Origin of the sequence: Yersinia rohdei ATCC 43380, assembly GCF_000173775.1 — a bacterium.
GTDB classification, from domain to species: Bacteria; Pseudomonadota; Gammaproteobacteria; order Enterobacterales; family Enterobacteriaceae; genus Yersinia; species Yersinia rohdei.
Genome location: NZ_ACCD01000005.1, coordinates 95455 through 121933 on the forward strand (window position 1 = coordinate 95455; position 26479 = coordinate 121933).

Sequence of the window (26479 nt, forward strand, 5' to 3'; positions counted from 1 at the left end):
CAATGCAGCCTATCCCTGCTTTTACTTATCCCCTTTAATCTGAAAGCCACTATAGCGACCAAAAATAGTGCAGCGGCAAAATTTTAATTATCTTGCAAACATACCGGCTCTTTCGGCAATAATACTCACCTAACATGGTCAAAAAGAAGATTGCCCCATGAGTGCCGGATTTATTCTGTTGTGTATTTACCTGATTGGAGCTATTACCTCCATTTTTATCATTTTCCCCCTCACACGCGACCAAAACTTAGCCATAAGGTGGATATCATCATTTCTTATCGGTGTAACCTGGCCCTTGAGTTTGCCGGTTGCTTTGCTGCTCTCAATGTTCTGATGATGTATAGTCCGGAGATGTAACCCGTGTTAAAAGTATGAAACTGATTGGGTGACCCATAGGCTAAAAATAAAAAGGCCCACCCAATGAGGTGAGCCTAAATATTGGGCACTGTTTTGCCAATATGTCGGTTAAAAATGAAGCTGATACTCTCTATTCAATTTGGCCAAACAGCAATGTGGTTGTCTGTTTGTCAACGGCACCGCTGCGTTTCCCATCGACACCATAATAACGGTCTTTACGGCACAGTCGTTCTTTTACATCACAGAATATGCCATTGGCAAAGGTAAATTGTGTGTGGTCGAATTCACCTTGGGCAGCTAACCGCTTACTTTTGTTCTTACCTAAATATTTTTCAGTCAAGGATAGTGAAATCCCCTCCTTGGCATCTGCGCACACAAAATTATCACAAACCACACCAGAAGCAGGCGATTGCAGTAATTTTGGCGACGATGCTGCATCAATATAAGTCGCAACAAAAAACAATGACATAGCCAATATACCCAGCGAGTTTTTCATTACACTTTTTATGAACATTGGAATTTCCTATTAGCTTTAAAATACAGATGACCTTAGCACTAACATATAAAACTTCATCTGTATTTAATCATAATGGATGCTTTTATCGTAGTTTAAATAAGCCCCCCACATGGGGTTATGTAGGATATTCTCCGACCATAGCAATGGTCACCAGAACTCACTGAGGTATTTCTGCTATTCAACAATCCAAATATGACCCCAACCGATAACCGCGCTGTTCAATCGCCTGTTTTAATGACGGAGACGTCAGGACATCTAATTCAGTTAACCTTGGGTAGCAATAGCCGCTGGTCATCAAGGTTTTATCGATAAATGCCGGATGGCACATAACCTCAAGTGAGTGAATTCCTTGTTGGTCTGCGCAGTCCAGCAAATGCAAAAATGACGATTCCGAGAGTTCCTCGCCATAAAAACCGGCATCAAATCCGTCGGTACTGCGGGGGGTATTGAGCAAAATGCCCTGCTGCTCTGCTTCGTGGCGGTCAATTCGCAGCGCAAGCCCTTTTTGGTGGGCAAAAGATTCAACTAGTGGATAAATCTGCGGCAACATATGGATATGGTGATGGCTGTCGACATGTGTGGGAAGACGGCCAAAAACAGTGACAAATTTATCAAACTGCGCAGCCAGTTCTTGGGCTATTTCATCCAGATTGAGTTCCCCCGCCTCGCTGCGTTGCCACAGCCATTTGCCCAGTTCACCCTGATTATTGACCAAAGAATGTGCCGCCGTTAACGGCTGGCCATAGGTCAGAACAAAATGCATCCCTACCGCTAATCCGGGATGTTGCTTGCTCAGTTCTGCCGCGTGATAAATACCTGCGCAGTTCATCATTGCCGTGGTTGAAGAAACAATACCATGCTGGAATGCTTCAATAATTCCATAATTTTGGCCCTTGCAAAGACCAAAATCATCCGCATTAACAATAAGTAACTTTTCCATTGGGGTGCCTTATAAGCCTATTCCAGCACAAAAATACTCCACCGGAATTAATCGGATAATCCCTCTCTGACACTGTTGAATTTCTTGCGGTAATTCCCTGGCGTAAAAGAGGTCAATTTTTTGAAGTTTTTGATAAATAAGGTGGTATCGCTATATCCCGCGTCAAAGGCAATGTCGGAGACAAAATAATTGGTCATTTCAAGCTGGGTTTTAGCAAAGTTAATTCTAATTTCATTAATAATCTGCATCGGCGTTTTCTGATAATAACGCCGGGTAGCACGGGTCAGGTACTCTTGAGTTTTGCCGGAAAGCTCAATCATATTCACCAGCGCTTTCTCACCAAACATCGATTTATCATGCATTTTGTCGATGCTATTTTTCAACCACTGTGGAATATCGTCGTTGACCTCAGTTTCTTTGTAATGACTGATGCGGTTAGTGACATAAAATGTCAGCAGCTCTACCAGTTCAGAAAGTTCGTCTTCCCTAAAGTGTGGCGCAGAAATAGCAGATTCAATATAAGAAAGAAAATCACCTTTGAGCCGATAAGCTTGTGAAGCGACCATCGGCCTTGAGAGCAAATGAGAATAGTGCTCTTCAAAAAATGTTTTTCTGATACCCACATTAAGAATTCGGGTGGCACCAAATTCATAGAAACTTTGATGATGGGAACCCATAGGGATAAAAACAAAATCCCCCCGTTCTAAAAAAACTCGCTTACCATTAATTTCCTGATAACACATGCCGGTTAATATCAGGGTATATTCATAATAATCATGCTGATGTAAGCCAGTGGCACTTTCCGTTTTGTTATAAATAAACAGATGGAATTCTTTTCCGTTAAAAAAATCCTTTTCACGTACTAATCTGACTTCCATCGTATTTACCTTCAGCTATTTATTTAAGAGCAGAGCTAGTGATGCTGAAGCATCAACTCAACTTTTGATGTAATTCAATCAGCTCAGCTATTAATTCTCGGGCTAGCATCGCATTCATTAAATGATCTTGGGCATGTACCAATACCAATGTCACGCGCGTTTTTCCCTCGCCTTGATCGGCTTCAATAAGTTGAGTTTGCACTAAGTGCGCCTCATTTAGGGCCTGACGTGACTGCGCCATTAAGGCTTCCGCTTGAGTAAAATCGCCCGTTTTGGCATGCTTTAATGCCTGGTAGGCCAAACTGCGCGCTTGCCCGGCATTAATAATCAGCCCCATGACCACATCTTCTAACTCATCAGTGGGCAAGACATCATCAATAATTTTATCTAAATCAAACATGCTATTACTCCGTTAATTAAAGCCGTTTTGCTTTGCGACGTCCGCAAACCAATAACCACTTTTCTTGATGACACGCGTCTGATCCGCGAGATTTAATCGTACTAATCCGTAACGATTTTTATAAGCATTGAGCCAAGACCAGCAATCAATAAATGTCCACAAATGGTAGCCCTGGCAATTGCTGCCCTCTTGTATTGCCTGATGCAACCACTGCAGATGCTCACGAATAAACTCAATGCGATAATCATCTTCAACCCGACCTGATGGGGTAAGAAATTGCTCTTCACCCTCAACACCCATGCCATTTTCAGAGATATAACAGGGGATATTGCCATAATTCTGCTTCAGATTGATAAGGATGTCATACAGCCCTTTTTCATAAATTTCCCAACCACGATGCGGGTTAATTTTGCGCCCCGGCATCTGATAAAAACTAAATAGGTCTTCTGGTGTATTTATCTGTCCTTGGGGCGTTGGCACCTCTTTCGCCTGTACTCTTCGCGGCAGGTAATAATTAACCCCTAATAAATCGATGATCCCACCGGCAATAAGTTGGCAATCACCGGGTTCAATTAGGGGCAATAAATTATGTTCGCGCAATAAGGCAACAAGTTCGTCCGGATAAATACCCTTGGTGACGGGGTCGAGAAAACTGCGGTTCAGTAACAAATCGGCTTGGTTAGCGGCCACCAAATCAGGCGAGCTATCAGAGCGAGGATAGGTTGGGGTGAGATTTAAGATGATGCCAATTTCACCATTTTGTGCCAATTCGCGATAGTTTTTCACCGCCTTGGCATGGGCCAGCATCATGTGGTAAGCCACGGTCACCGCGCGTTTGAAATCAACCACACAAGGATAATGCAGGTCATTCAGGTAGCCGGCTTCTACCGGCACAATTGGCTCATTAAATGTAAACCAGTGTTTTACCCGGTCACCAAACAAGGTAAAACAGAGCTTGGCATAGCGCGCATAGGCTGCCACAACGGCGCGGCTTTCCCAGCCTCCTTTCTGTTGCATGCACAGTGGCATATCAAAATGCTGGAGGTTGATAAATGGCGTGATGCCATGCGCCAGTAAGGAATCAATTACCGCGTTATAAAAAGTGACCGCTTTAGGATTAAGCTCGCCATCACCATCAGGAATTAATCTTGACCATGAAATCGAGGTTCGGAATGTGTTATGCCCCAGTTGCTGCAACAGCAAAATATCCTGCTGGTAATTTTCGTAAAAGGTGGAGGTGTTTTGCGGGCCAATTTGGCCATGAAAACGCTCTGGCGAAATATCATACCAATAATCAAAGATGTTCTTGCTCTTGCCATCCTGCAATGACGCCCCTTCAGATTGGGTTGCAGAAGTGGCGCTACCCCACCAAAAATTATCGGGAAATTGATACTTCATTCCAGCCTCCAACCTTGCACGCTAAGTGGTTATAATGATTAGAATTTCAAGCTGTCCGCTATCTCTTCTTCACTTTGAACTTCACGGTCTATCTCGTTTTGTGCTTTATTGGCCAGAATCACGAATGGCAGATAAATCATGGTGGCAACCCCCAGGTTGAACAGACTTAACAGCATCGCCGCAATACTGCCGTTGGTGTTAAAGAATGCCCCCAAGCCGACTGGCATAGTCCAAGGTGCAATATTGGTGATAGGGGGAATAACACCGGTGTAATACGCCACCGAAGTTATGATTGCTAAGACCGGCTGCACCAGAATAAAAGGGATAAAGAACAGTGGGTTCATGATGACCGGCAGGCCAAACAAGATGGGTTCGTTGATCTGGAAAATACTCGCCGGCGCACCCAATTTTGCCACTTGACGATAATCTGCACGGCGGGAACCAATAAAGATAGCAATAACCAGCCCAAGTGTGGCCCCAGTGCCGCCCAGGAAGATATAGGAATCAACAAAGGGTTTAGCCCACATATGGAACTCTTTGCCCGCGGCTACTGCGGCAGCAACTGAGCCATATTGGGTATAAGTGGCCACGTTTTCCAAGGCGAATGGCATCATAATACCACTTTCTAACGCCGATAATGCCATCGCACCGTGTATCCCGAAGAACCACAGCAATGAGGAGCACATGACATACACCCAGCCCACTACGCTGCCCATTTTCGACAGTGGCGCGGAAATAGTATCCATAATTATCTGGTGGAAGTTGGTGCCATGCAATCCAAGGAAATAGGCCATCACGCCCATAATGGAAAGAATGATAAAGCCGGGAATTAAGGCGGAGAAAGAGCGGGAAACGGATGTTGGCACACTGTCCGGCAAGCGGATAACCCAGTTACGCCGCACAATAAAGGTAAAGACCTCCGCAACTACTAAGCCAATAATAATACCCGAGATAATATTAGCCCCACCTAACCAATTAGCCCCGACGGCGTAAGCATCGCCCACACTGTAAGGTGTCACTGTCATAAAGGCGGCAATCGCCAGCAAGGCCGCAGCCAGCGGATCGACCCTTTTCTCTTCGGCCAAGGCCATACTGATAAAGAATGGCGTCATTAACGACATGATCCCGAGGGTGCCGTTATAAACATTGCCGCCTATTGCTTTCAAACCATTCAGGGTGGTGATGGTTTCAGCATCTAAACGGATACCCATTGAGAAAAAGAAAGATCCTTCGCCAAAACTTAAGAACACGTTATTGATAAGAACAAACATGGCACCGGTCAGGGTTAGCGGCATCAGCCGAATAAACCCATTCTTGATGGCATTAATATGCTGCTGTTTGCCAATTTTAATGGCGAAGGGCAAGATGGCCCTTTCCAGTGAATTAATAAATGCGCTCACCATGTTCCCCTTATTGTTTTGCTTTTTTTATTGCGGCAACAGCAGCTTTTAATACCCCTAAACCATCGACCTTGCCGTAAAGGATTGAGTCAATCACTTCAACAGGTTTGTGGGGGTACATTTTTGTGATTTCAGGCAACATGTAAGCAATTTGCGGCCCTAACAGGATAACATCCGCATCGGTACCATGCTGCGCGGCCAGAGCTTCCGGATAAGCATTAATAATAACCGGCACTTCATACTTCTCTGCTTGCACTTTCATTTTGGAAACCAGTAGCGAGGTCGACATCCCAGCAGAGCAAAATAGATATATTTTTTTCTTTTCCATTCCCAACACCTTTTGAGGTTCAAAAGACACAGTTATTTATATGCCAGTGCAATGGTGAATTCCCTTTACCTATACTTTGTCATGCCCCTTGCCAGCCCCATTGTTTCTGGTTGTCGGCAGTATACGGAGTTGACAGCTAAGCCAGTAATTCAAGTGCTACAATAATCGTCTCTAATTGACTTTTCACATTGATGCCCTTCACATTTCTTAGTAATTACAATGTGATGTTTATCGCAAAATTACTATTTTTTTTCTCAGCGAATTAAGTTTAAATCATTTGTATTTCATATGGTTAGTTTTTATTAGCCGAGTATGAAACCGCGAGATAAAAGACAAAAAGCATATTAAAACTTACAGCAGAATAAGTTAGAGAATCTTATTGGTTTGATAATAGTTTCATCCAAGCTTTCCCACTTTTTTTCGTGAGTTAGCATGCCGGCTTTATTCGTGGAGCGAAGTCCAGAGCGGCTATTCTGCTCTCGACTGCCGCCAGTAACGCATATTTTCGCTTATAAAATAGCCGCATCCCTATTAATACTCTAAAGTTAACAGGTGTTTACATATTTAAGGAGTGAGTGATGAGGTTATTTGGGAATAAAACACCGGCTTACCAACTGAACATTCAGTTATTAACATTATTATTTCTCAGTCTGTTTATTTCGACATCTACCTTGGCGGCCTTAGCCCCTACAGTGACAGTAACCGAGCTACAAGAAGGGCTGGAAAACCCTTGGTCGCTGGCTTTTTTACCGGACAATGGGGGGATTTTGATAACCGAACGTTCTGGACAATTACGTTTATGGCGACCCGATAAACCGCTATCAGCGCCCTTAAAAGGGGTGCCAGCCGTGTTTGCTAAGGGGCAAGGTGGTTTATTCGACGTCGCATTATCGCCGAATTTTTCCCAAGATCGCCGCATTTACCTTAGTTTTGCTGAAGAGGGAAAAGAGGGGAAAGCCGGTACGGCGGTGGGTTATGGCCGCCTTAACCCCCAGGGAACCGCCATAGAAAATTTCACTGTGTTTTTCCGCCAACAGCCAAAATTATCGACCGGCAACCACTTTGGCGGCAAGTTGGCGTTTGATGAGCAAAACCATCTTTTTATCACTTTAGGTGAGAATAATCAGCGCCCTACCGCACAGGATCTAAGCTTGCATCAGGGTAAAATTGTGCGCCTCACCCTTGATGGTAAGGTGCCAAACGATAATCCTTTTGCCCATAAATCGCCGGCAAAACCAGAGATTTGGTCTTATGGTCATCGTAATCCGCAGGGGTTGGCACTTAATCCGTGGAGTAACGTGATGTGGGCCCATGAGCATGGGCCTAAAGGTGGCGATGAAATAAACATCCCAATGGCTGGAAAAAACTACGGTTGGCCCTTGGCAACCCAGGGGATAAATTATTCCGGTCAACCTATCCCAGAGGCCCAAGGTACACATGTTGAAGGTACCGAACAGCCGATTTATTTCTGGGAAAAGTCGCCAGGTATCAGTGGGATGGCATTCTATGATGCCGCACGTTTCCCCCTCTGGCAGCATTCACTGTTTATCGGTGCGTTGGCTGAAAAAGAGTTAATTCGCTTGCAACTGGATGGCGATAAAGTGATTGCAGAGGAACGCCTACTTGGCGATCGTGGCGAACGTATCCGCGAGGTGCGCATTGGCCCTGATGGCTATGTCTATTTGTTGACAGATGAGAGTAACGGTAAGTTACTGAAACTTGGTCTGGCGGCACACGAATAACCTGCCAGTAATAAATGTTATTGCCAACAAAAGCCGGAGAAATTTTCCGGCTTTTTCATCATGCCAAATATTGACTCAGTAACATCAAGAATAAAGAGAGTTACCTGTCTGATGAGGCTTGCCACAGATTAAGCTGTCCATCAGTAACATGCTGATCAATAGCTCTTAATTCTTCAGCAGTGAAACTGAGATTGTTGAGCGCGGCACAATTCTCTGCTAGCTGCTCTGGGCGGCTGGCCCCTATCAAAACTGACGTCACACGGTTATCTTTCAACAACCAGCTTAATGCCATTTGCGCTAATGATTGCCCACGTTGTTCAGCTAACTCATTCAGCTGTTTAATGCTACGCAGATTGGCCTGCGACAACATATGTTCCTTCAATGAACCACCCGCTTCTTTTTTCATCCGCGAGTCATCTGGAATACCATTAAGATATTTGCCGGTTAATAGCCCCTGCGCCAAAGGTGTGAAGGCAATACAGCCGACACCATGTTTATCTAATGTCTCTAAGAGATTAGTCTGCTCGACCCAGCGGTTAAGAATATTATAAGAAGGCTGATGGATAAGAAGCGGGATTTTCCATTCCTGCAATAACGCCACCATTTTGGCCGTTCGCTCAGAAGAATAAGATGAAATACCCACATACAGCGCTTTACCACTTTGAACTGCCTGCGCTAATGCGGATGCAGTTTCTTCCATCGGTGTATTTTCATCCACACGGTGAGAATAGAAAATATCCACATAGTCCAGCCCCATACGTTGTAAGCTTTGGTCCAGACTCGCCAACAGATATTTTCGTGAACTACCCGCACCATAAGGGCCAGGCCACATGTTATAGCCGGCTTTTGTCGAGATTATCAGCTCATCACGATAAGGTTTAAAATCCTGTTGCAGCAATTTACCAAAATTTTGCTCGGCTGAACCCGGCGGTGGGCCATAATTATTAGCCAAATCGAAATGGGTAATTCCCAGGTCAAAGGCTTTGCGCAGCAATACACGTTGCGAATCTAACGTGTTGTTAAAACTAAAATTATGCCAAAGTCCAAGAGATAGAGCGGGTAACTGTAAGCCACTTTTTCCACAAAAACGATATTGCATCTGGTTGTAGCGGGCAGAGTCTGCGTTATAAGGCATGATGGCATCTGTCTCCATTTATTGTATTTTTGAAACGGCATTTCTATTTTAGCGCTATCTACTTCCCACTAAAGTGATCTCTTCGAATGTTTACAACATTATTTGTACTACAATTATGCTTACTCTGACGAATTGCCATTGAGGGCATTGTTATGACTGCAATAGATATAATGTGGGTAGGGCTTGGCGGCGGCATCGGGTCACTTTTACGCTGGGGGATAGGGCTGGGTGTCGGCAAAATATACAAAGGTAATTTTCCTCTCGGTACTTTTTTGATCAATATTTCAGGGGCATTTGTTATTGGTTATCTGAGTATTCTTTTCAGTGTTGACTGGCGAGATCGTTACGGCGATTTACTTAATGCTGCGGTTTTGACCGGTATTTTAGGTGGCTATACCACCTTCAGTAGCATGCAATTAGATGCAGCTAAACTGGCTACTGCCCGGGGCAGAGCAATGGCTGCCGGATATCTGATTATTTCTGTTTTGGTCGGTTTAGCAGCAGCGGCATTTGGTGCCTGGCTGGCTTATTAAACAGAGAATGGGTTTATTAATCGGAGAAAATGACTATGCCGAATCTTATTATTTTAGTTTTTGTGGGTGGTGCCTTTGGTGCCATGTGCCGTGAATTTCTTATGCTATCTGTACCAAGGCTGGCCGATGGTTTCCCTATGGATATCTTTGCCGCCAATATTATCGCAGCGTTTTTATTAGGGCTGGCAACCTCTTACTTTAAAAATGGGAAAATTAATCAATATGTCCATTTGATGGTGGGGACGGGAATTATGGGCGGCCTGTCCACATTTTCCAGTTTTGTCTTTGGGGCCGTCGAAATGATGAAAACACCGAGCGGAATTTTAGTTTCAATCTGTTATCTGGTCGTCAGTCTGATTGTCGGTTTTATTGCCGTTGAATTGGGCTTAATGGTTGGCCCAAAAGAAAAACCTAAAGATCCACCGGTTGCTGCAGAATAAATTCCGTTGAAATTAAACACAAAAACACCCTCATAATGAGGGTGTCCGAACACCGCTAACAACCCTGTAACTCCAAGAACGAAGGGTAATGGATTAATCTAATTTCTGGCAATGACCAAAGAACATCTCTGTAATAAGTTCATTATTAATGGTATCGCCATTTAAAGTTCTGACTAGCAGTTCACTGCCTAATAGTGGCAGTGAGAAGACCATGTCAGGATTAACCCGCTGTACTTTCTTCATATTCGCGGTTTCATTGACCAGTGCCAGTGTTTTAGTCGATTCACCTGAAATTTCTTTAGCTGCAAGAATAGTGAAGGTGTTTTCTGCATCGCTGTCACTTAGCGCAATAATATATTTTGCTTTATCGGCACCGGCTAATTTCAGTGTTGGAACTGAAGACGGGTCACCCTCGATAATATCTGCATCTGTTGGATAACTGTGTTGGCTACCGACGTCACAGACCACTGTAACTTCATCACCACGATCACGTAGGCCGTTATATACGTTCAGTGCCAGAGAACTGATACCTACAATAATAAAATGATTTTTACGTTCCACGTCAGAAGTCCTACCTTTAACTATGCGTTTGATATTATTACTGATCATCGGCCCGGCGATAGAAGAAACGGAAGCAGCAAAGACAGTAATACCGGAAATAATCACCGTAAGTGTAAACATCCGAGCCACCGTGGTATGTGGGATAATATCCCCAAAGCCTACGGTTGACATACACACAATTGCGAAATAGAAGGCTGTGGGTAAATCCGTCACTACCGGAGCGAATTCATCGCCGATGTAGAGCGTACCCAGCATGCTATAAACGATCAGCGAAGCTATGCTAACAATCGCAAAAAACGTTCCACTCGCAAGGCTGTGATAATTAAATTTTCGCCAATAGAAGAGCAAGGCGACAATAACCACTATGGAATAAGTCGTCAGTGCATTGTGATCTTTTAGAATAAAGAGATTGATAGTCACGACAGTAAACAGTAGTAATACTGTGAAAAACCATGCAATACGGGTTTTCATTGATAAAACCATCGCCATCAATATCAGTACAAAACCGATCATAAATCTTGGAATTTCAAACAGTTCAAGAAAACTTAATGCCTCCTTCCAGGAGCTGAACTCATTCGGCTCGGACATAAAATGATCAATAGTCCGGAGAAGCACCGGATTTAAAATCAGAAACCCATTAATTGCCACCATAATAGCCAGACAATAGGGTATCGAAACCTTAGATTTAATTTCCTGTAATATTTTCATCAATAGAGTGACTAAAATTGTTATAGGTAAATTGAGTATAGATAAAATCTCAGATAATTCATGCTAAATTTAATTATTTTTGATAAAAATCAAATGATAAACTATGCCGTTATCGGAAATAAAAACTATAAATTATAGCAAGCTAATATTAACGATAAGTGACGAAATAAAAAAAGGCAGCATAAAGCATAAAAACCCCCGTGGCGGTAATTATTTAAAGCTACTTTTACACTGTGTAAATTTATGCATACTGCAAAGTGAATGGAAATATTAAATTTAATTATTGGCATTAATTAGATTTGCAACTAATATTATACATGCACTTCGGCATTTAATAATGCTAGAGTTAGTATACCTGAGTGATATCTATCACCCTTAATTTTATTCTGTGTTATATAACAGACAAATAAGGAAGTAAGCATGTCCTACAAATCACTTCGTAATATCGCATTGACTGGTTTATTGCTTTCCGCTGCCGCTACCTCTTTTGCAGCGACCACTAGCGCAAAGGGTACTACCCCGAGTGATATGACCTGCAAAGAATTCCTGGATCTGAATCCTAAGTCATTCACTCCTGTAGTTTTTTGGGTATTAAATGATGATACTCAATATAAGAAAGGCGATTATGTTGATTTGCAAGAAACTGACACTATCGTGACACCAAAAGTGGTCGAAGTGTGCAAAAAATCACCTGAAAGTAAACTGTCAGAAATAAAACAGGATATTGTAGGTTTTGCCAAGAAACATATGTAACCTAGAAATGTAAATATAATAAGTAAGGGGCTAATTAAATAAATTAGCCCCTTATACTTTTGGCAATACAGTGATTAGTTAGCGGCTGATACTTAACTTATCATAACCACGGACGTAATAATTTACTGCAGAAATCAGCCAGCACAGTATAAATAACCCAATAATCCAGTAACCTATTTCACCTAGATTCTCACTGATATTATTGATTGGCGTCCAGATCCCCCCCGTTAAATTAAGCTTATCTGCAATTAGCCCTAAAGCCTCAATCCCACCGATGAAGAAAGCAATAATAACGGAAGCTGCTGTGATAGTAATATTGTAATACAGTTTTCTTACTGGTTTAGAAAATGCCCAACCATAAGCACCTATCATCACAAAATTATCAAGTGAGTCGATTAAGGCCATCCCAGAAGCAAATAAAATGGGGAATACCATAATTGACCATAAATTCATACCATGACTTGCGCTGGCAGCTGAAATACCTAATACACCAATTTCAGTGGCCGTATCAAAACCTAAACCAAATAAAAATCCGACCGGATACATATGCCAGCTTTTATTAACCATGTTAAAGACACGTTTGAAAAGCCTGGCAAGTAATCCGCCATTATTGGTGACTAACAAATCAAGCTCGTCATCTTGGTAGACATGACCCGCTTTGACCTGCTTGAATTTTTTGTACACTGATATCAGGATGGTTAAATTAAGAAAAGCGAACAGTAACAAAAATACCGATGAGACCAACGTACCAATTAGCCCTCCGGTTTCATGAAACCATGCCATATTATTCTTAAACGCCATTGCAGTTGCGGCAATAGCTAATGACGCTAATATCACAATAGTTGAATGGCCAAGGGAGAAAAACGTTCCGACCGCAATCGGGGTTTTTCCCTGCTGCATGAGTTTGCGGGTGACATTATCAATAGCTGCAATATGGTCAGCATCGACTGCATGGCGTAAACCAAAGCTATAAGCCAGGAACGCCATGCCCATCAACACCGCATTATTATTAAATTCAATAAAAGCCCAAACCCATGCCAAGCCGTTAACCACCAGTAAGCCAATCAGCAAATAGATGGCGCGACGTTTCGTTTGCTGATTACCAAAGGCACTACGTTTCTCTATTCCAGCCGTCATGTTTGTACTCCAGAATATACTTTTGTACTTGAAGCTACAGGTAGTCAGCAATGACTTTGGGTAGCAGGCCGCTATTGTCTATGTGCTGGCATAATATCTTTATTCGGCACCAAGAATAACCATGAGGCCAAAACAAATGGCATGGTCAAAGTAGGAATACCGATAGGCAACAGCAGGACATTTAGGGCACCTTGGACCAGCACCGTAAAAATAACGCCGATGATGGTATAAACCAAAACACGCCAACTGGGTTTATTAAATGTCGATCCTAATGCGATGGCGGTCAGTGCAGCACTGAATGCATAAAGGCCGACATCAATACTGTGAGGTTCGGCACCAAGGAGTATCGCGGTGAAAATAGCTAATAACGACCCACCCAATCCAAATACTGCCGCCCAAAGTGATTCCACCGCCAGCCCGATGACAAACAAAATACCGCCAATCAAGCTACTTAATAAGAAGACTTCGGAAACACCATTAAACATGCTGACAAAAACATTCCTGCCAATAGCAGAAGTCTCAGCATCTAAAACAAAAGGATGGGGTAGCACTGGTGTAGGTAACCCGCTGCCATTTAGACCGGAAAAAGCATAACTGGCCAGTAATATTATCCAGGTGGTGAGAACAAATGGTGCGGTTAATGCTGCCACTTTCCAGGTTTTTAAAAAATCGGCAATACAGACCATTACGATAACGGACACTATGCTGCCAAGCACAATACAAGCCCAAACTAGTGGTGTAACGACCAAAAATGTCGGTAAGGCTGCCCCTACCAAACATCCGTTATAGCCATATAATCCCGAACGCCATGATTTACGATCACTTAAGTTTAACCCAGCGAGGGTCGCCACCACAGTGCCCAGCACACAACCATATGCTACTGCCGGGTTCCCTTCCCCGTAGGCGCCGACAAATATCGCGATAAAGAAGAATAAGCCCGTCAGTGGGTTATTCTGGAACATAACCTGAGCGCAGCCGCGCAGTGTGGTATCGATAAATTCAATGAAAACATTTGAGTTGCTGAGTTTTTCCCAGCTAGATGGGGTGCCCGTTTTCGCATTCATCATTTTACCCTTATTACTTGAAGTTACAGCTGTATTAGCTATATTTTCTCCCCCGAATCACTGATCTGAGTCAACTCATCGGGACTCATTCATTTGCCACCTTGCTCCAACTCCAATGACTTTGGGTAATCCCTTATTACTTGAAGTTACAGCTGGTTTAGCTGCACCCACTGGCTGTTGCAGCCGTTTTAGTGACTGCAACAGTGGTTAACCTTGGGTGACACCTTAGCGCCACAAGAATTTTTCCGGCAATGTAATGCCGAGAATCTCCTCACGCGCTATTTTCCAGAACTGCCGAATTTCATCCTTAACCCCACCGCTGTCAATGCCCAGCGCTTTAAACACCAGACCACAATCATTCGGTAAACGCGTTGCCCCACTGGCAATGCCGCCCTTAATATCAAAACGGGCCGGCACTCGCGCCAAAATGCGGTCATGATGCTCTTTCGGCGTTAATAAAATCACATTGGCAAATGTATCAAATGATTGCATTACACCAATGGCATCAAGGCTTTCGGATTTTGGCTCCAGCACATATTTTTCAACAAACAGCTCCTTGCCGTTCAAATCATGTGCGGCCACGCGGGATGAATAAACGTCAAAACCAAAGCGCTCATCCACATGGTGATATTTACGCCCAGACATCAGCACCTCGGAATAAATCGCGGTCGCCGTAGGATGAATATGAATGGTGGTATCAGTAATAAAACGTGAATTACGATGCGGAATAAGTGGGTCTGGCATAAATTCCAGATAGCCGCCCTCTTCCACCGTAAAATTCTGTACCTGGGAAGCATAGTTCGCATTCATCATGTGAACTTTGGTTGCCGATTGTGTAGTCACATGCGCACAAGCGCCTGCCTCGACCAGCACATCCGTGGCCAGCCGGTCACCTTGTAAAATGCACCCAGAGGTCGAGATCATGGTGACACAAGGTAATTCCGGCATTTCTTCATCCCAGTACAGCGCTTTTTGCACCAACGATGGCACCCGTCTTTCCATTTCTGCCAAAATACTGCGATGTTCACGTTTAGCAAATCTCAGCTTGAGATAGCCACTTTTCCCTACAGCTCCGCTACGCATTTGCGCCGGTTCATCCTGATATGGTGCTAATTCCGGTGCGTTAACACCTAATGCGTGAGCACGAACCCGTGAAGGAGTTTCCACGATATTCTGGCTCTGCGATGTCATGCGTGCTCTCCTTGCGTTTGTACGTGAGTAAACAGGAAGTCGCGCATAATCATATCCACCAGCTCTTCAATGCCTTGTCCGGTTTTGCAGTTGGTCAGGATATAAGGGCGCTCGCCTCGCACCACTTTGGTATCACTTTCCATCACCGCCAGACTGGCACCAACATAAGGCGCGAGGTCGATTTTATTGATGACCAGAATATCTGCCTGAACCAGGCCGGGGCCATTTTTGCGTGGGATTTTTTCACCTTCAGCCACATCTATAACATAGATATAGAAGTCAGCCAGTGCCGGGCTGAAAGTCAGTGTCAGGTTGTCACCGCCACTTTCAATCATGATAAGGTCGCTTTCAGGGAAGCGCTCTTCCATTTCTTCCACGGCGGCAATATTCATACTTGGGTCTTCGCGCACCGCAGTGTGCGGGCAAGCACCGGTTTCCACTCCAAGAATTTTTTCTTCATCCAAAATGCCTTTCAGGGTGCGCTTCACCTGCTTGGCATCTTCGGTGGTGACGATGTCATTGGTAATAATCAGTGGCTTGATGCCGCGTTTAATCAGGATTGGAGTAATAACTTCGATAATGGCGGTTTTACCTGAACCTACCGGGCCACCAATACCAATTCGGGTTATCTTTTTACGTTTGTCGGTTGAATGGCTAGTCACGGGAAAAATCCTCTTTATTTTAATCTATAGAAAACCCAGAACTCAGAATGTATTTTTATCAATTACTGAATAAGCGAACATGCGCTTTGACATGAACGGCTGCCAACACATCGACAATAGGGACATAAGATGACATTTGATCGATGTCGCCCAATTCGGCAATGTCGCAGAATTTTTCAATATCATGATTTAATTCAAATAAAATGTGCTGGGTATCAAAATGAGTGACGCGCATTAACCGCATGGCCGCACTTAATATCGTCATAGCCACGCCATACTGATGCATCACCACCACTTCCCGCTGCCCAATCCCTTGTGCCGCCATAACGACTGCTTGAGTCGCCGGATAGGTTCCAGCGGTATTGCCATTTTTTATCTGTTCCAACCACCAACTGATGAGCGGGTGCTCCACCACATGAATGGACATCTCGGCCAATTTTTTCCCCATGCGGGTTGCCATCAGGCGGCTTTCTTCATTTAACTTACGGTTATGTATCGCCCAGTCAGCCCGGATAATGCCGTCACGGTCATCGGCTACCACGGCACGATGGGCGGCAACCACCCCCATGCCATCACAGCTGGCGGCCTGCTTTAGTGCGGTCAGGACAAAGCCTTTCAAGGTCGGCACGTCATGCACCACGCCGGTCTGGATAGCGGACTCCACACCATTGGAAAACGTAAAGGCCCCGACTGGCAGTACGGAATCACCAAACTGCATAATACGAATGAGATCTGATGCATTCATTGCGGTGCCTCCCTGCGCGAGTCAGTGTTTATGGTCGTGATCGTGATTATGGTCATGATCGTGGTCGTCGTGACTATGTGAATGCCCATCGCCGTGGGAATGAATGCCATGAATATGTAAACCGGAACCATGGGGTTCATCTAAGGGGCTGGCCACATGCACATGGGTATCCGTGTCTTCTGCGCCGCCAAACAGTAACCGGGCTTCAGAATTGCTGAGTCGTGGCAAAATCTCCGCGCCCTTAACAAAACGGAAAGGCAGATGTTGGAAACCGTGGGTTCTCATGACCGAGTCCATCATGGTGGTGGCCACGGTGAGAGGCACATAGACCTCGTTATTTTTCGTGACCGCTTTCCAGTGCTGATTCCCCAGTGCGTGTCCGAGTTCAAAGCAGGTTTTAATTAATTCATCCGGTGAACGGGTTTTCAGTTCACTTAAATCAATGACCATCACATCACGCAAATTGATTTGTACCACTACCGCGACATTGGTTTTTTCATCCCATGCCAGCACATCACCATCAGCAAGAACAACGTGTCGGTCGAGAGAAATACCGAGATCCAGACCTTGGGTGCTGGATTTACGGCAGCGACTTTTCTGCGCTTCTCGTTGATCCAAAACCAAGAGATCAAAAGTGGCATTTTTAAGTTTCGCCTGCCAAACCGGATCTTTTTTCACATTGCCAAGAATGTGCTCTATCAAAATCATGTTATTGACTCCTTGCGTCAGCCAGTTGCTCAAGGTAGTGAAATCCTTTTCTGTGTCATCCAACAGCTAAAAGACACTTACCCTGAGCAGACTGAATAATTAAACCAACTGGATTGGTGTCCAGAGTCATCCATTAGCCAAAGAAATAGCGCTGGTTCATTGACGCTGTATCAATAGGTTCACAGGTGGCATGCACGCCATCCACTTTCACCGCAAAGGTTTCAGGGTCGACTTCAATTTTTGGTGTTTGGTCATTGCGCACCAAATCATACTTAGAGATAGTCCGGCAATTTTTAACCGCCATAACTTGACGATCCAGCCCGGCTTTCTCTTTCACACCATCATCAAGTGCGGCCTGAGAAACAAAGGTAACGCAGGTGTCTTGCATGGTTTTACCCATGGCACCAAACATTGGGCGGTAGAACACCGGTTGAGGGGTAGGTAATGAGGCGTTAGGATCGCCCATTGCAGCCCAGTTGATCATGCCACCTTTGATAACCATCTTAGGTTTAGCAGCGAAGAAGCGCGGATCCCACAGCACCAGGTCGGCCATTTTGCCCACTTCTACTGAGCCAATAACATGGCTGACACCTTGCGCAATCGCTGGGTTAATGGTGATTTTTGCTACATACCGCAGTACACGGAAGTTATCATTGCCCGGTGCATCTTCTGGCAATTTACCGCGCGAGGCTTTCATCGCATTGGCGGTTTGCATCACACGCAACCAGTTTTCCCCAACACGGCCCATGGCCTGGGAATCACTGGAGAACATGGAGATGACCCCCATATCGTGCAGTACGTTTTCTGCTGCAATGGTTTCTGGGCGCACACGGCTTTCTGCAAAGGAGACGTCCGCTGGCACATTCGGGTTGAGGTTATGACACACCATAATCATGTCAAACAATTCAGCCTGACTGTTCACACCGTATGGCAGGGTTGGGTTAGTCGAACTTGGCAGAACGTTGGGTTGGCTGGCAACACGGATGATATCCGGCGCATGACCACCACCCGCACCTTCAGTATGGAAGGTATGGATAGTGCGGCCTTCGAATGCATCAATGGTATCTTCCACATAACCACATTCGTTCAAGCTGTCGGTATGCACTGAAACCTGAATATCCATTTCATCTGCCATGCGCAATGAATGCCGTATAGCATTGGCGGTAGCGCCCCAGTCTTCGTGAACTTTATAACCGGCAACACCGGCAATGGCTTGTTCAATCAGCGGGCCACGGCCATAAGAGTTACCTTTACCGAGAATACCGATGTTGATAGGCAAGCCTTCAACCGCACGCAACATCTGACGAATATTCCAAGGGCCAGGTGTTACTGTGGTGCCGTTGGTGCCATCAGTTGGGCCAATACCCCCACCAAAGAAGGTTGCCACGCCATTGGATAAAGCATGGTAGGCCTGTTGTGGTGAGATCAAGTGAATATGTGAATCAATACCCGCAGCGGTGAGAATCAAATGCTCACCAGAAATCGCATCGGTACTGACCCCGACCACCAATCCTGGTGTCACACCGTCCATCACTCCGGGGTTACCACTTTTACCGATACCGGCAATTTTGCCATCACGGATACCGACGTCTGCTTTAATTACCCCTAAACGGGCATCAACAATAGTGACGTTGGTTATGACTAAATCCAGTACACCGTTATCGCGGGTCAGATGGTTATTTGCTCCCATCCCGTCACGCAATGATTTACCCCCGCCGTATACAGATTCATCACCGTATCCACGCAGGTCTTTTTCAATTTCGATAAATAGGTTGGTATCACCCAAGCGGATTTTATCGCCGGTCGTTGGGCCAAATAGACCCGCGTATTCTTGCCGAGAAATTTGAGGCATCTGTCGCTCCTTTCTTTTTCCGGTGCGTGTAATGGATGACTTAATTACACGTATGCGAATTTCGATGATTTTTATTGAAACAAGGTATTATTTCGATGACTTGAAACCACGGGCTGCTGCACGGCGGATAGCTTCAAGCTTATCCGGGCGCTCGCTATTAGGAACCACGCCTTCGCCAGTCCAGCCATCAACCAGGTTGTTAAAGCCATACAATGTTTGTTTGCCACCGAAGGGGATCAGCGGAACTTCAGTTTCATCACCGGGTTCGAAACGGATTGCGGTAGTTGAAGAGATATTCAGTCTCTTGCCATAGGCCGCAGGGCGGTCAAACTCAAGTGCTCGGTTAGCTTCAAAGAAATGAAAATGAGAACCCACCTGAATGGGTCGGTCACCCGTATTGCGAACCTTAACTTTGGTTACCGGCCTATTCTCATTAAACGTAATTGGCGCATCCGCTAGAATGCAACCACCGAGGGGAGTATTTTGTTCTGTAGTGCTTTTAGTATTGGTGCTTTTCTTTGCGCTCATGCTTTAATCCTCTGCAATATTTAATTCAGGTTTTACTCGCATGCTGCCATCACTTATTTAATGGGGTCATGCACCGTAACTAATCGGCTACCGTCAGTAAAAATCGCTTCAACCTGAACATTTGGGATCAGATCAGCTACCCCTTCCATCACATCATCTTTAGTCAGAACTTTACTGGCTTCTTTCATGACGTCTTCTAAGGATTTGCCATCTCTGGCCCCTTCCAGGGCAGTCACAGTAATAATAGAAACGGCTTCTGGATAATTGAGTTTCAGACCACGTGCTTTGCGCTTGAATGCCACATCAGACAACGTGTAGATCATGAGCTTTTCAACTTCTCTTGGGGTGAGCTGCATAAGCCCTCCTGTTCTGGTTAAAAAAAGTGAAAGTTAAGAGAATAATTATTGATGCCAATCAATTTTTGAAAACAACAAACCCCCCGCTTTACAGCAGATAATGGCAACAGGATAAAAGCATTATCCTGTCCTTTTAATTTGTGTGATGATTCTCTTGATATGTATTTTTTACCGCTTTTAGTTATCACAAGCAATAGTATTTTTGTATTTATTAAACTTTTGTTACTAATACAAAAAACAATTACTGCTTTTATCAACAGTAAACAATATAAGGATGGCGAGGTTGATCGTTTGCGTTCCATAGCCAATGTCATAACTAATTAGTCCCTTAATTTAAAGAGAGATTTCAGCCTGTTTTTTGTAATTGGAATGACTATAACTAAATTTTTTTCTATATAAAAACTCATCTAACCAATATAGTCCAAAATCTGGAAAATTCATCATTAATTGAAAATTTAATATTTTGCACACTTTCACACAAGAGGCGGATGAAACTTTATCAATTAAAAACAATGAGTTACAATAAAATTAAGCTGTGGTTTTATTTTCAAAAAATAAAATATTTGAGCTGATTTTGATGGTTTTTTTAGACTGGGAAAAACTGTAAGGAAAAACGTAAGTCACACAAAACATAAGAATTCATCACCTCATAAAATGGCGATCAGAACTTTCCCAGAACACCAGTTCTACATTTTTTTAATTTAAATTCATTATGGTGAATATTTACACCGACCTCGACGTAGCGATGTAAACTTATCTAGCCATTATGTTAACTATTATTAACCGTTGCTCACCTAACGTTACTTAAAATATCTAAGAATAGTATGACCCTGATCAATATAATCATTGTCACTTACTTAAATAAAATACCTAACACATTATGGATTTTTTGCACTTAGCACTATTTCATCTTAAATAAGATATGTATTACCTATTGATTATCATAAAATTCACCCTGTTTTTATCATTGCCAAGCCAAGATGAGGTTTAGCTTGTGGCCTTGGATAAAGAGGATTTTCACTCTCTCTTTCGGGTATCCATATCCGCGAGCACACTTTCTCCAATAAATATTTGTTGTGGCTAAACACAATTAACCCCAACGAGCGGCGAGCCGCCTCCTCCAACAAAACTTGCCAGATTTGTGCTTGAATATGTGCATCTAATTGCGCCGTAACTTCATCGGCAATCAAATAACGGGTGCGGGGATCTAATGCCCGCAATAGAGCAATGCGCGCCAGTTCGCCCCCGGAAAGCTCATCGGGCCGGCGCTTTAACCAATCAGGATTAATCACCAGCCGCTCAAGCCAATGCGCATCAGGCCGCCAGGCATCATGCAGACTTTCACCGGTTGTCCGGTAAGGATTGAAGCTTTGTTCTGGATGCTGTGGCACCAACTGGACAGGGCAATAGCCTTTTTTAGGCAAGGGAGCGCCCCCCACCAGAATCTGGCCTGACGTGGCCGATTGCCATTGTGCCAGCACCCGCCCCAGAGTCGTTTTACCAAAACCGCTCGGGGCTGAGATCCCCAAACGCTCCCCCGGCGTCAGTGAAAATGAGACAGAATCCCACAGCCGTTTCCCCCCCTGGATAATGGTCAGGTTATCAACACTAAACATACTCTGCCACCTCCGGTAATGGCTTGATCTGGCTGACAAATTGTTGCTCCGGTAATGCTGCCCAAAGCGATTGCAACCAGGGGCTGCCGCCCTTGTTTTTCAATTCATCGGCACTCAATGTTTCGTGTAATTCGCCTTTATGCAGCACGGCTATTTTGTCTGCAAACCGGGCCGCCAACGCCAAATCATGAGTCACCCATAAAATACCGCGCCCTTGCTGACAAAAGGCCCGTAAATGAGTGAGTAGTTGGCAGGCGTGTTCTTCATCCAGCCATGAGGTGACTTCATCAGCCAAAATATAGCGGGCATGGGTCAAGGTCGCACAGCTGGTGAGCACCCGTTTTGCCATCCCGCCAGAAAGTTGGCGTGGAAAATCATGTACCAGCCCCGGTGCCAGATTATAGGTTTGCAGTTGCATAGCGACATCTTCCAGCCGCAATTTTACTCCGCTGAGCTGTGCCGCGCGGGTCATTTGAGACCCGACTTTAATCAAGGGATTCAAGGCACTCACCCCTTGCGGGACATAACATAAGGTTTTACCGCGTCGATCAATTTTGTCCTGCGCGCAGAGCACCTCCCCGTCGAGGATAATCTCTCCATGACAGCGCATATTTTCCGGTAATAAGCCCAGGGCACTTTGCAGTAGCAGGCTTTTCCCCTCACCACTGCCACCGACCAAGGCGACCAGCTCCCCCGGATTGACTTCCAAAGAAATATTACTCAATAAAGGGTGCCAGGTTTTTCGCCCCAGCCAGCGGTAATGGGCAATATCAATGGCAAACCTTGAAAATTTCAACATCAGGTTATCCTCACCCAGAGTTGCTGTAATGCCCGGGCAAATTGGTCAAATATCAGCACCAACCCCACCAGGATAAAACCGGGGAAAAATGCCAACCACCATGCTCCACTGCTCAGATAACGCAGCGCGTCGGCCAATAATATCCCCAGCGATGGCTCATGAGGTGACAAGCCAAATCCCAAAAAGCTCAGTGCTGCACTGTGTAACACCGCATGGGGAAACATCAATAAGGTGCCAACAATCCATTGTGGTAATAATAACGGTAGCAGATGATGACGCCAGCGGTAGAAATTACTGTTACCCAGCCGATGAGAAAGCATCACATAATCGGTTTCACGAATACGTAAAATCTCAGCCCGTAAAATCAAAGCCAGTTTGGGCCAATGGGTTAGCGCGACGGCCAGAATAACGCCCTGCTTCCCTCCCCCTAAGGTGAAGCAAATCAACACCAATAACAGCAAGTGCGGCAAGGCTAACATGCTGTCAATCAGCCCACGGATCAGATAATCCAGCGTTTTATTTACCGAACATAAACTGGCGGTGAGCATCGCCAGCAGGCCACTGGCAAAGGCGGCAATCAAGCCGATTTGCAAACTGGTGGTCATGCCCTGGAAACAGCGCAACCAGAGATCGCGCCCCAGGCTGTCGGTGCCAAACCAATATGACGGTGACGGCGGTTGGCGGCGGGCCATCAAATCCATTGGGATTTCAATGGGATAAATCGCCCAGCCATAGATAATCAGGATCAATAATAGCGCCAGTGACACTACGAGTCGGAACAAAGCCCGGTTTGGGTTATAAGTCATAATTGCCGTGCGGCCCCCCTGTTCAGGCGGTGTAACAGTGCGTTGGCGATGCTGTTACCGCAAAAGACCAAAATGGCACAGAACATCACTATTCCCATTAATAACGGAATATCCCCGTGCAATCCGGCATCAATGGTGGCCTGCCCTAGCCCAGGATAGGCAAAGACTTTCTCAGCCAATAAGGAGCCGCCTAATAATTCACCTACCGATGCAAATTGTAAGCATAGCGCGGGGGTGATGGCATGGCGCAAAATATGGAAATTAACCAATGACCAGCCCTTATCCCCCTGTGCCTGGGCATAGCGAATAAACTCCGTGTTCATCACTTCGGCGACCCGGGCACGGGTATGCAGCGCAATATTCCCAACCCCCAATAAACCTAAGGCGAGCATCGGCAAAATAAGATGATGCAGCTTGTCGCTCCAACTGGCGGTCTCGGCATTGCTCCCCGGCGTCCATGCACAGCAGATAGGTGCCCAATTCAATTTCACGGCAAATAAGGACAGCAGCAATAAGCCAATCCAGAAGGTGGGCAATGACGCCAATAAATAAGATAAAGTTGAAATCAGCCGATCGGGCCAGCGATTAAGATAGCGCCCGGCCGTCAGCCCTAGCAATAATCCGACGATGCCAGAGAATAGCCAGGCCGAAAATAGCAAGGCGAAAGAGGTCGCAAAACGTTCACCAATAACCTGTGAAACCGGCGCGTTGTACAGCATTGAGTAGCCAAAGTCCCCTTGTAAGACCTGAGTAAACCAATGCAGAAAACGCTGCCATAAAGGCAAATCCAGCCCCCAACGTGCCGCGATCAGCGGATATTGCTCCGGTGGAACATGCAGTAAATCACTGCCAATATAGGCACGGATGGGATCAACTGGGGAGAAACTCAGTAGCGTAAACGTGCCCACTGCAGTGATAAACAGCAGGCAAGCTAAACGCAAGGTAAACAGCGAAACCCCTTTCATTACTGGCAAGTCCATTTCCAGTTATCAAGGCTATTGAGCAGTGACCAAGAGCCGTGGATTTCCGGCGCACCTTTCCCTAAATCAATGCAATTGTTGGCCAAATAGGTGTGCTGAATATTCAGTAACCATGCCCAGGCGGCATCGCCACGAATACCGGCACCGGTGTTACCGTCCCAATCCACTTGCTGCCAGAATGGCACCGCCTGTTCCCAGGTTGGGGCATCCAGCGCCTGTTGCAGGTGTTTATCCACCACCGGATTTTGATAGTAACCCGGATTATAATATTCCACGCCGGCGGCCTTACTGCTGTAGTGATGGTACAGCTCCATTGGGTCAAGACTGCCCCAGCCGAACAGTGTCGGGTTGGCATGCATATTACGCTCTACGGTTTCCCAACTGCCGGACTTCAGATCCACTTCAATCCCAATAGGTTTCAGCATTGAACGAATGGCCTGCGCCAAATCACGCCGCGTAGTATCTCCGCTGGTATACCACAGGGTTATTTTGGCAGGAACGCCGTCTTTCTCTCTAATTCCCGCACTGTTCAGTTTCCAGCCAGCAGCGTCTAAAATCTGTTTGGCTTTTTCGATATCACCGTCTTTGATAGCAGAGTCTGGGTTATTCCAAGGCAGCCCCTGCACACCGGTATAGGCCGGTATAGCATGGCCTTCCATGATTTGGTCAGCTAATAGCTGGCGGTTGATGGCATAGTTAATTGCCCGGCGCACAGCCACATCTGCGGTGACATCATTACCAATAGGATAGCCGTTGGCATCTTTTTTACCGGCGGGAGTGGTCGGGAATACAATGCCACGGTTTTCCACACTCGGTCTGACCCATAACTTCATGTTATCAACCGGGCCAACTGCCATAGACGGAGGAATACGCACGATCCCTAATTGCCCACTTTGCGCCGCAGCAAAGGCGCTGTCTTCATCAAGGAACACAAAAATCAGTTTATCGAAATCATTTTTATTCCCCGCATAATAGGGGTTGGCTTCGACAATCATTTGTTGGCCCGGCTGGAAACTCACTAACCGATAGGGGCCAGCACCAATAGGCTGTTGTGCATATGTTTTAGCATCGTATTTATCTGCTGAAACAATCCCCAGTGACCCCAGAACATTCACAAACGTACTTTGTGGGGCTTTTAATTGAACACGAACATTCAGGGGATCTATTTCTTCGGCGCTGAGGAAATTCCCCATATCAACTTTACCGCCGCTGGCCGCTGCATTGTTATAGGTGAATACCACATCTTTGGCGGTCAGAGGGGAGCCATCGGAGAATTTAAGGTCAGGTTTGAGGGTCAATAACCAGGTTTTGCCATCGTCACTGGTCTTGTAGTCACTCAGTAAAAAATTATTCCAGCTAAGATCTTCGTTTTGTTTCAGTAACGGGCTATGCAGCAGCAGATAACTCCCGTGACTCCAGCCTAACATGGGGTCAAACCCTTCAGTGGGTTCGTCACCGATAGCCAATTGCAATGTGTGAGTTGCGGCACTGACCGGAGCAGAAAAGGCACTCAGTAAAGCCGCGGTCAGTAAGGTATTTCGGAGCCATAGACGTTTAGACATTAATCATCCTTTGATAAATTAGCTAACAAATACAAGTCATTGCCAGTTAGAAAAAGATTCAAAATCAATTAAGCGTAGCACTAAACAATAATATGGCTAATGCATACGTTATTTAGCATTAATGACTCACTCTCACTCAAATTTTTAGGATTTAAAAGCAATTAGTTAACAAAAATCAGTTTTAGATGATGGTAATCAAAAAAAATCAAGACAGAAATAAAATTGATAATAAATAAAATTGATCTATATCTAAAATATCGACAAAAAATTTTAATTAATGTACGGATAATATTCCAACAACAACACCTAACAACAAGATTTACCTATTAGTATTTGCTTATCGAAAGATATTTCCTATTGCTTAGTTGACTTATTATTTGCTG

Annotated in this window: 28 protein-coding genes; 5 read left to right on the forward strand and 23 right to left on the reverse strand. The window is 45.0% G+C overall.

What is annotated here, in order from left to right; all coding sequences use genetic code 11:
• Window positions 1–157: 157 nt before the first annotated feature.
• Window positions 158–334 (forward strand): GhoT/OrtT family toxin, encoded by a 177-nt coding sequence (locus YROHD0001_RS0117555; protein ID WP_032816432.1) that lies wholly within the window; start codon window positions 158–160, stop codon window positions 332–334.
• A 153-nt stretch (window positions 335–487) separates the two neighbouring features.
• Here YROHD0001_RS0117555 and YROHD0001_RS12010 read toward each other — a convergent pair whose 3' ends face one another.
• From YROHD0001_RS12010 to YROHD0001_RS11980, 7 genes are all read right to left on the reverse strand, one after another.
• Window positions 488–853 (reverse strand): YcgJ family protein, encoded by a 366-nt coding sequence (locus tag YROHD0001_RS12010; protein ID WP_004714020.1) that lies wholly within the window; start codon window positions 851–853, stop codon window positions 488–490.
• A gap of 199 nt (window positions 854–1052) precedes the next feature.
• The gene (gene chbG, locus YROHD0001_RS12005; RefSeq protein WP_004714021.1) at window positions 1053–1814 is read right to left on the reverse strand and encodes a chitin disaccharide deacetylase; all 762 of its coding nucleotides are present in this window, start codon (window positions 1812–1814) and stop codon (window positions 1053–1055) included.
• A 47-nt stretch (window positions 1815–1861) separates the two neighbouring features.
• Window positions 1862–2692 carry a transcriptional regulator ChbR gene (gene chbR / locus YROHD0001_RS12000; RefSeq protein ID WP_004714022.1) on the reverse strand — a complete coding sequence of 277 codons (831 nt, stop codon included), beginning with the start codon at window positions 2690–2692 and terminating at the stop codon, window positions 1862–1864.
• Window positions 2693–2744: 52 nt separating this feature from the next.
• Window positions 2745–3092, reverse strand: coding sequence for a PTS N,N'-diacetylchitobiose transporter subunit IIA (chbA, locus tag YROHD0001_RS11995; protein WP_004714023.1), 348 nt, complete (start codon window positions 3090–3092; stop codon window positions 2745–2747).
• A 12-nt stretch (window positions 3093–3104) separates the two neighbouring features.
• Window positions 3105–4490 (reverse strand): glycoside hydrolase family 1 protein, encoded by a 1386-nt coding sequence (locus YROHD0001_RS11990; RefSeq protein WP_004714024.1) that lies wholly within the window; start codon window positions 4488–4490, stop codon window positions 3105–3107.
• 38 nt (window positions 4491–4528) lie between these two features.
• Complete coding sequence (gene chbC, locus YROHD0001_RS11985) at window positions 4529–5890, reverse strand: PTS N,N'-diacetylchitobiose transporter subunit IIC (protein ID WP_032816504.1); 1362 nt, start codon at window positions 5888–5890, stop codon at window positions 4529–4531.
• Window positions 5891–5900: 10 nt separating this feature from the next.
• Window positions 5901–6218 (reverse strand): PTS sugar transporter subunit IIB, encoded by a 318-nt coding sequence (locus tag YROHD0001_RS11980; RefSeq protein ID WP_032816433.1) that lies wholly within the window; start codon window positions 6216–6218, stop codon window positions 5901–5903.
• A gap of 578 nt (window positions 6219–6796) precedes the next feature.
• Between YROHD0001_RS11980 and YROHD0001_RS11975 the strand changes: the two genes are divergently transcribed.
• Window positions 6797–7960, forward strand: a complete 1164-nt coding sequence (locus YROHD0001_RS11975; RefSeq protein WP_004714027.1) for a PQQ-dependent sugar dehydrogenase — start codon at window positions 6797–6799, stop codon at window positions 7958–7960.
• A 100-nt stretch (window positions 7961–8060) separates the two neighbouring features.
• Here the strand turns inward: YROHD0001_RS11975 and mgrA are convergent, their stop codons facing one another.
• Window positions 8061–9095, reverse strand: coding sequence for an L-glyceraldehyde 3-phosphate reductase (gene mgrA / locus YROHD0001_RS11970; RefSeq protein ID WP_032816435.1), 1035 nt, complete (start codon window positions 9093–9095; stop codon window positions 8061–8063).
• 152 nt (window positions 9096–9247) lie between these two features.
• On the opposite strand from mgrA, the gene YROHD0001_RS11965 reads away from it, so the two are divergent.
• Together YROHD0001_RS11965 and crcB are read left to right on the forward strand one after the other, a co-directional pair.
• Window positions 9248–9628 (forward strand): fluoride efflux transporter FluC, encoded by a 381-nt coding sequence (locus tag YROHD0001_RS11965; RefSeq protein WP_032816437.1) that lies wholly within the window; start codon window positions 9248–9250, stop codon window positions 9626–9628.
• Window positions 9629–9663: 35 nt separating this feature from the next.
• On the forward strand, window positions 9664–10068 hold the full coding sequence (gene crcB / locus YROHD0001_RS11960; protein WP_032816438.1) for a fluoride efflux transporter CrcB: 405 nt from the start codon (window positions 9664–9666) through the stop codon (window positions 10066–10068).
• Window positions 10069–10161: 93 nt separating this feature from the next.
• Here the strand turns inward: crcB and kch are convergent, their stop codons facing one another.
• The gene (kch, locus tag YROHD0001_RS11955) at window positions 10162–11337 is read right to left on the reverse strand and encodes a voltage-gated potassium channel protein (RefSeq protein ID WP_004714031.1); all 1176 of its coding nucleotides are present in this window, start codon (window positions 11335–11337) and stop codon (window positions 10162–10164) included.
• 420 nt (window positions 11338–11757) lie between these two features.
• Here kch and hdeB point away from each other — a divergent pair, with 420 nt between their 5' ends.
• Window positions 11758–12090 (forward strand): acid-activated periplasmic chaperone HdeB, encoded by a 333-nt coding sequence (hdeB, locus tag YROHD0001_RS0117560; protein ID WP_032816440.1) that lies wholly within the window; start codon window positions 11758–11760, stop codon window positions 12088–12090.
• A gap of 78 nt (window positions 12091–12168) precedes the next feature.
• Here the strand turns inward: hdeB and YROHD0001_RS11950 are convergent, their stop codons facing one another.
• From YROHD0001_RS11950 to YROHD0001_RS11895, 14 genes are all read right to left on the reverse strand, one after another.
• Window positions 12169–13227 (reverse strand): HoxN/HupN/NixA family nickel/cobalt transporter, encoded by a 1059-nt coding sequence (locus tag YROHD0001_RS11950; protein ID WP_004714033.1) that lies wholly within the window; start codon window positions 13225–13227, stop codon window positions 12169–12171.
• Between the two features lie 71 nt (window positions 13228–13298).
• The gene (yut, locus tag YROHD0001_RS11945) at window positions 13299–14291 is read right to left on the reverse strand and encodes an urea transporter (protein ID WP_032816441.1); all 993 of its coding nucleotides are present in this window, start codon (window positions 14289–14291) and stop codon (window positions 13299–13301) included.
• Window positions 14292–14516: 225 nt separating this feature from the next.
• On the reverse strand, window positions 14517–15482 hold the full coding sequence (locus YROHD0001_RS11940; RefSeq protein WP_032816442.1) for an urease accessory protein UreD: 966 nt from the start codon (window positions 15480–15482) through the stop codon (window positions 14517–14519).
• Complete coding sequence (gene ureG / locus YROHD0001_RS11935; RefSeq protein WP_004714036.1) at window positions 15479–16144, reverse strand: urease accessory protein UreG; 666 nt, start codon at window positions 16142–16144, stop codon at window positions 15479–15481. The genes YROHD0001_RS11940 and ureG overlap by 4 nt, the downstream gene beginning before the upstream one ends.
• Before the next feature lie 58 nt (window positions 16145–16202).
• Window positions 16203–16889, reverse strand: coding sequence for an urease accessory protein UreF (locus tag YROHD0001_RS11930; protein ID WP_004714037.1), 687 nt, complete (start codon window positions 16887–16889; stop codon window positions 16203–16205).
• A 21-nt stretch (window positions 16890–16910) separates the two neighbouring features.
• Window positions 16911–17597 carry an urease accessory protein UreE gene (gene ureE / locus YROHD0001_RS11925; RefSeq protein WP_032816444.1) on the reverse strand — a complete coding sequence of 229 codons (687 nt, stop codon included), beginning with the start codon at window positions 17595–17597 and terminating at the stop codon, window positions 16911–16913.
• 133 nt (window positions 17598–17730) lie between these two features.
• Window positions 17731–19449 carry an urease subunit alpha gene (locus YROHD0001_RS11920; protein ID WP_004714040.1) on the reverse strand — a complete coding sequence of 573 codons (1719 nt, stop codon included), beginning with the start codon at window positions 19447–19449 and terminating at the stop codon, window positions 17731–17733.
• 87 nt (window positions 19450–19536) lie between these two features.
• Window positions 19537–19977, reverse strand: a complete 441-nt coding sequence (locus tag YROHD0001_RS11915; RefSeq protein ID WP_004714041.1) for an urease subunit beta — start codon at window positions 19975–19977, stop codon at window positions 19537–19539.
• 53 nt (window positions 19978–20030) lie between these two features.
• Window positions 20031–20333 carry an urease subunit gamma gene (locus YROHD0001_RS11910; RefSeq protein WP_032816446.1) on the reverse strand — a complete coding sequence of 101 codons (303 nt, stop codon included), beginning with the start codon at window positions 20331–20333 and terminating at the stop codon, window positions 20031–20033.
• Between the two features lie 950 nt (window positions 20334–21283).
• On the reverse strand, window positions 21284–21949 hold the full coding sequence (locus tag YROHD0001_RS11905; RefSeq protein ID WP_032816448.1) for an ATP-binding cassette domain-containing protein: 666 nt from the start codon (window positions 21947–21949) through the stop codon (window positions 21284–21286).
• Window positions 21942–22748, reverse strand: coding sequence for an ATP-binding cassette domain-containing protein (locus tag YROHD0001_RS11900; protein ID WP_004714044.1), 807 nt, complete (start codon window positions 22746–22748; stop codon window positions 21942–21944). Before YROHD0001_RS11900 ends, YROHD0001_RS11905 begins: the two co-directional genes overlap by 8 nt.
• On the reverse strand, window positions 22748–23554 hold the full coding sequence (locus YROHD0001_RS0117565) for an ABC transporter permease (RefSeq protein ID WP_032816450.1): 807 nt from the start codon (window positions 23552–23554) through the stop codon (window positions 22748–22750). The genes YROHD0001_RS11900 and YROHD0001_RS0117565 overlap by 1 nt, the downstream gene beginning before the upstream one ends.
• Entirely contained in the window at window positions 23551–24519 is a 969-nt protein-coding gene (locus tag YROHD0001_RS0117570; RefSeq protein WP_072087032.1) for an ABC transporter permease, read from the reverse strand. The genes YROHD0001_RS0117565 and YROHD0001_RS0117570 overlap by 4 nt, the downstream gene beginning before the upstream one ends.
• Entirely contained in the window at window positions 24519–26096 is a 1578-nt protein-coding gene (locus YROHD0001_RS11895) for an ABC transporter substrate-binding protein (protein ID WP_004714045.1), read from the reverse strand. Before YROHD0001_RS11895 ends, YROHD0001_RS0117570 begins: the two co-directional genes overlap by 1 nt.
• Window positions 26097–26479: the final 383 nt, after the last annotated feature.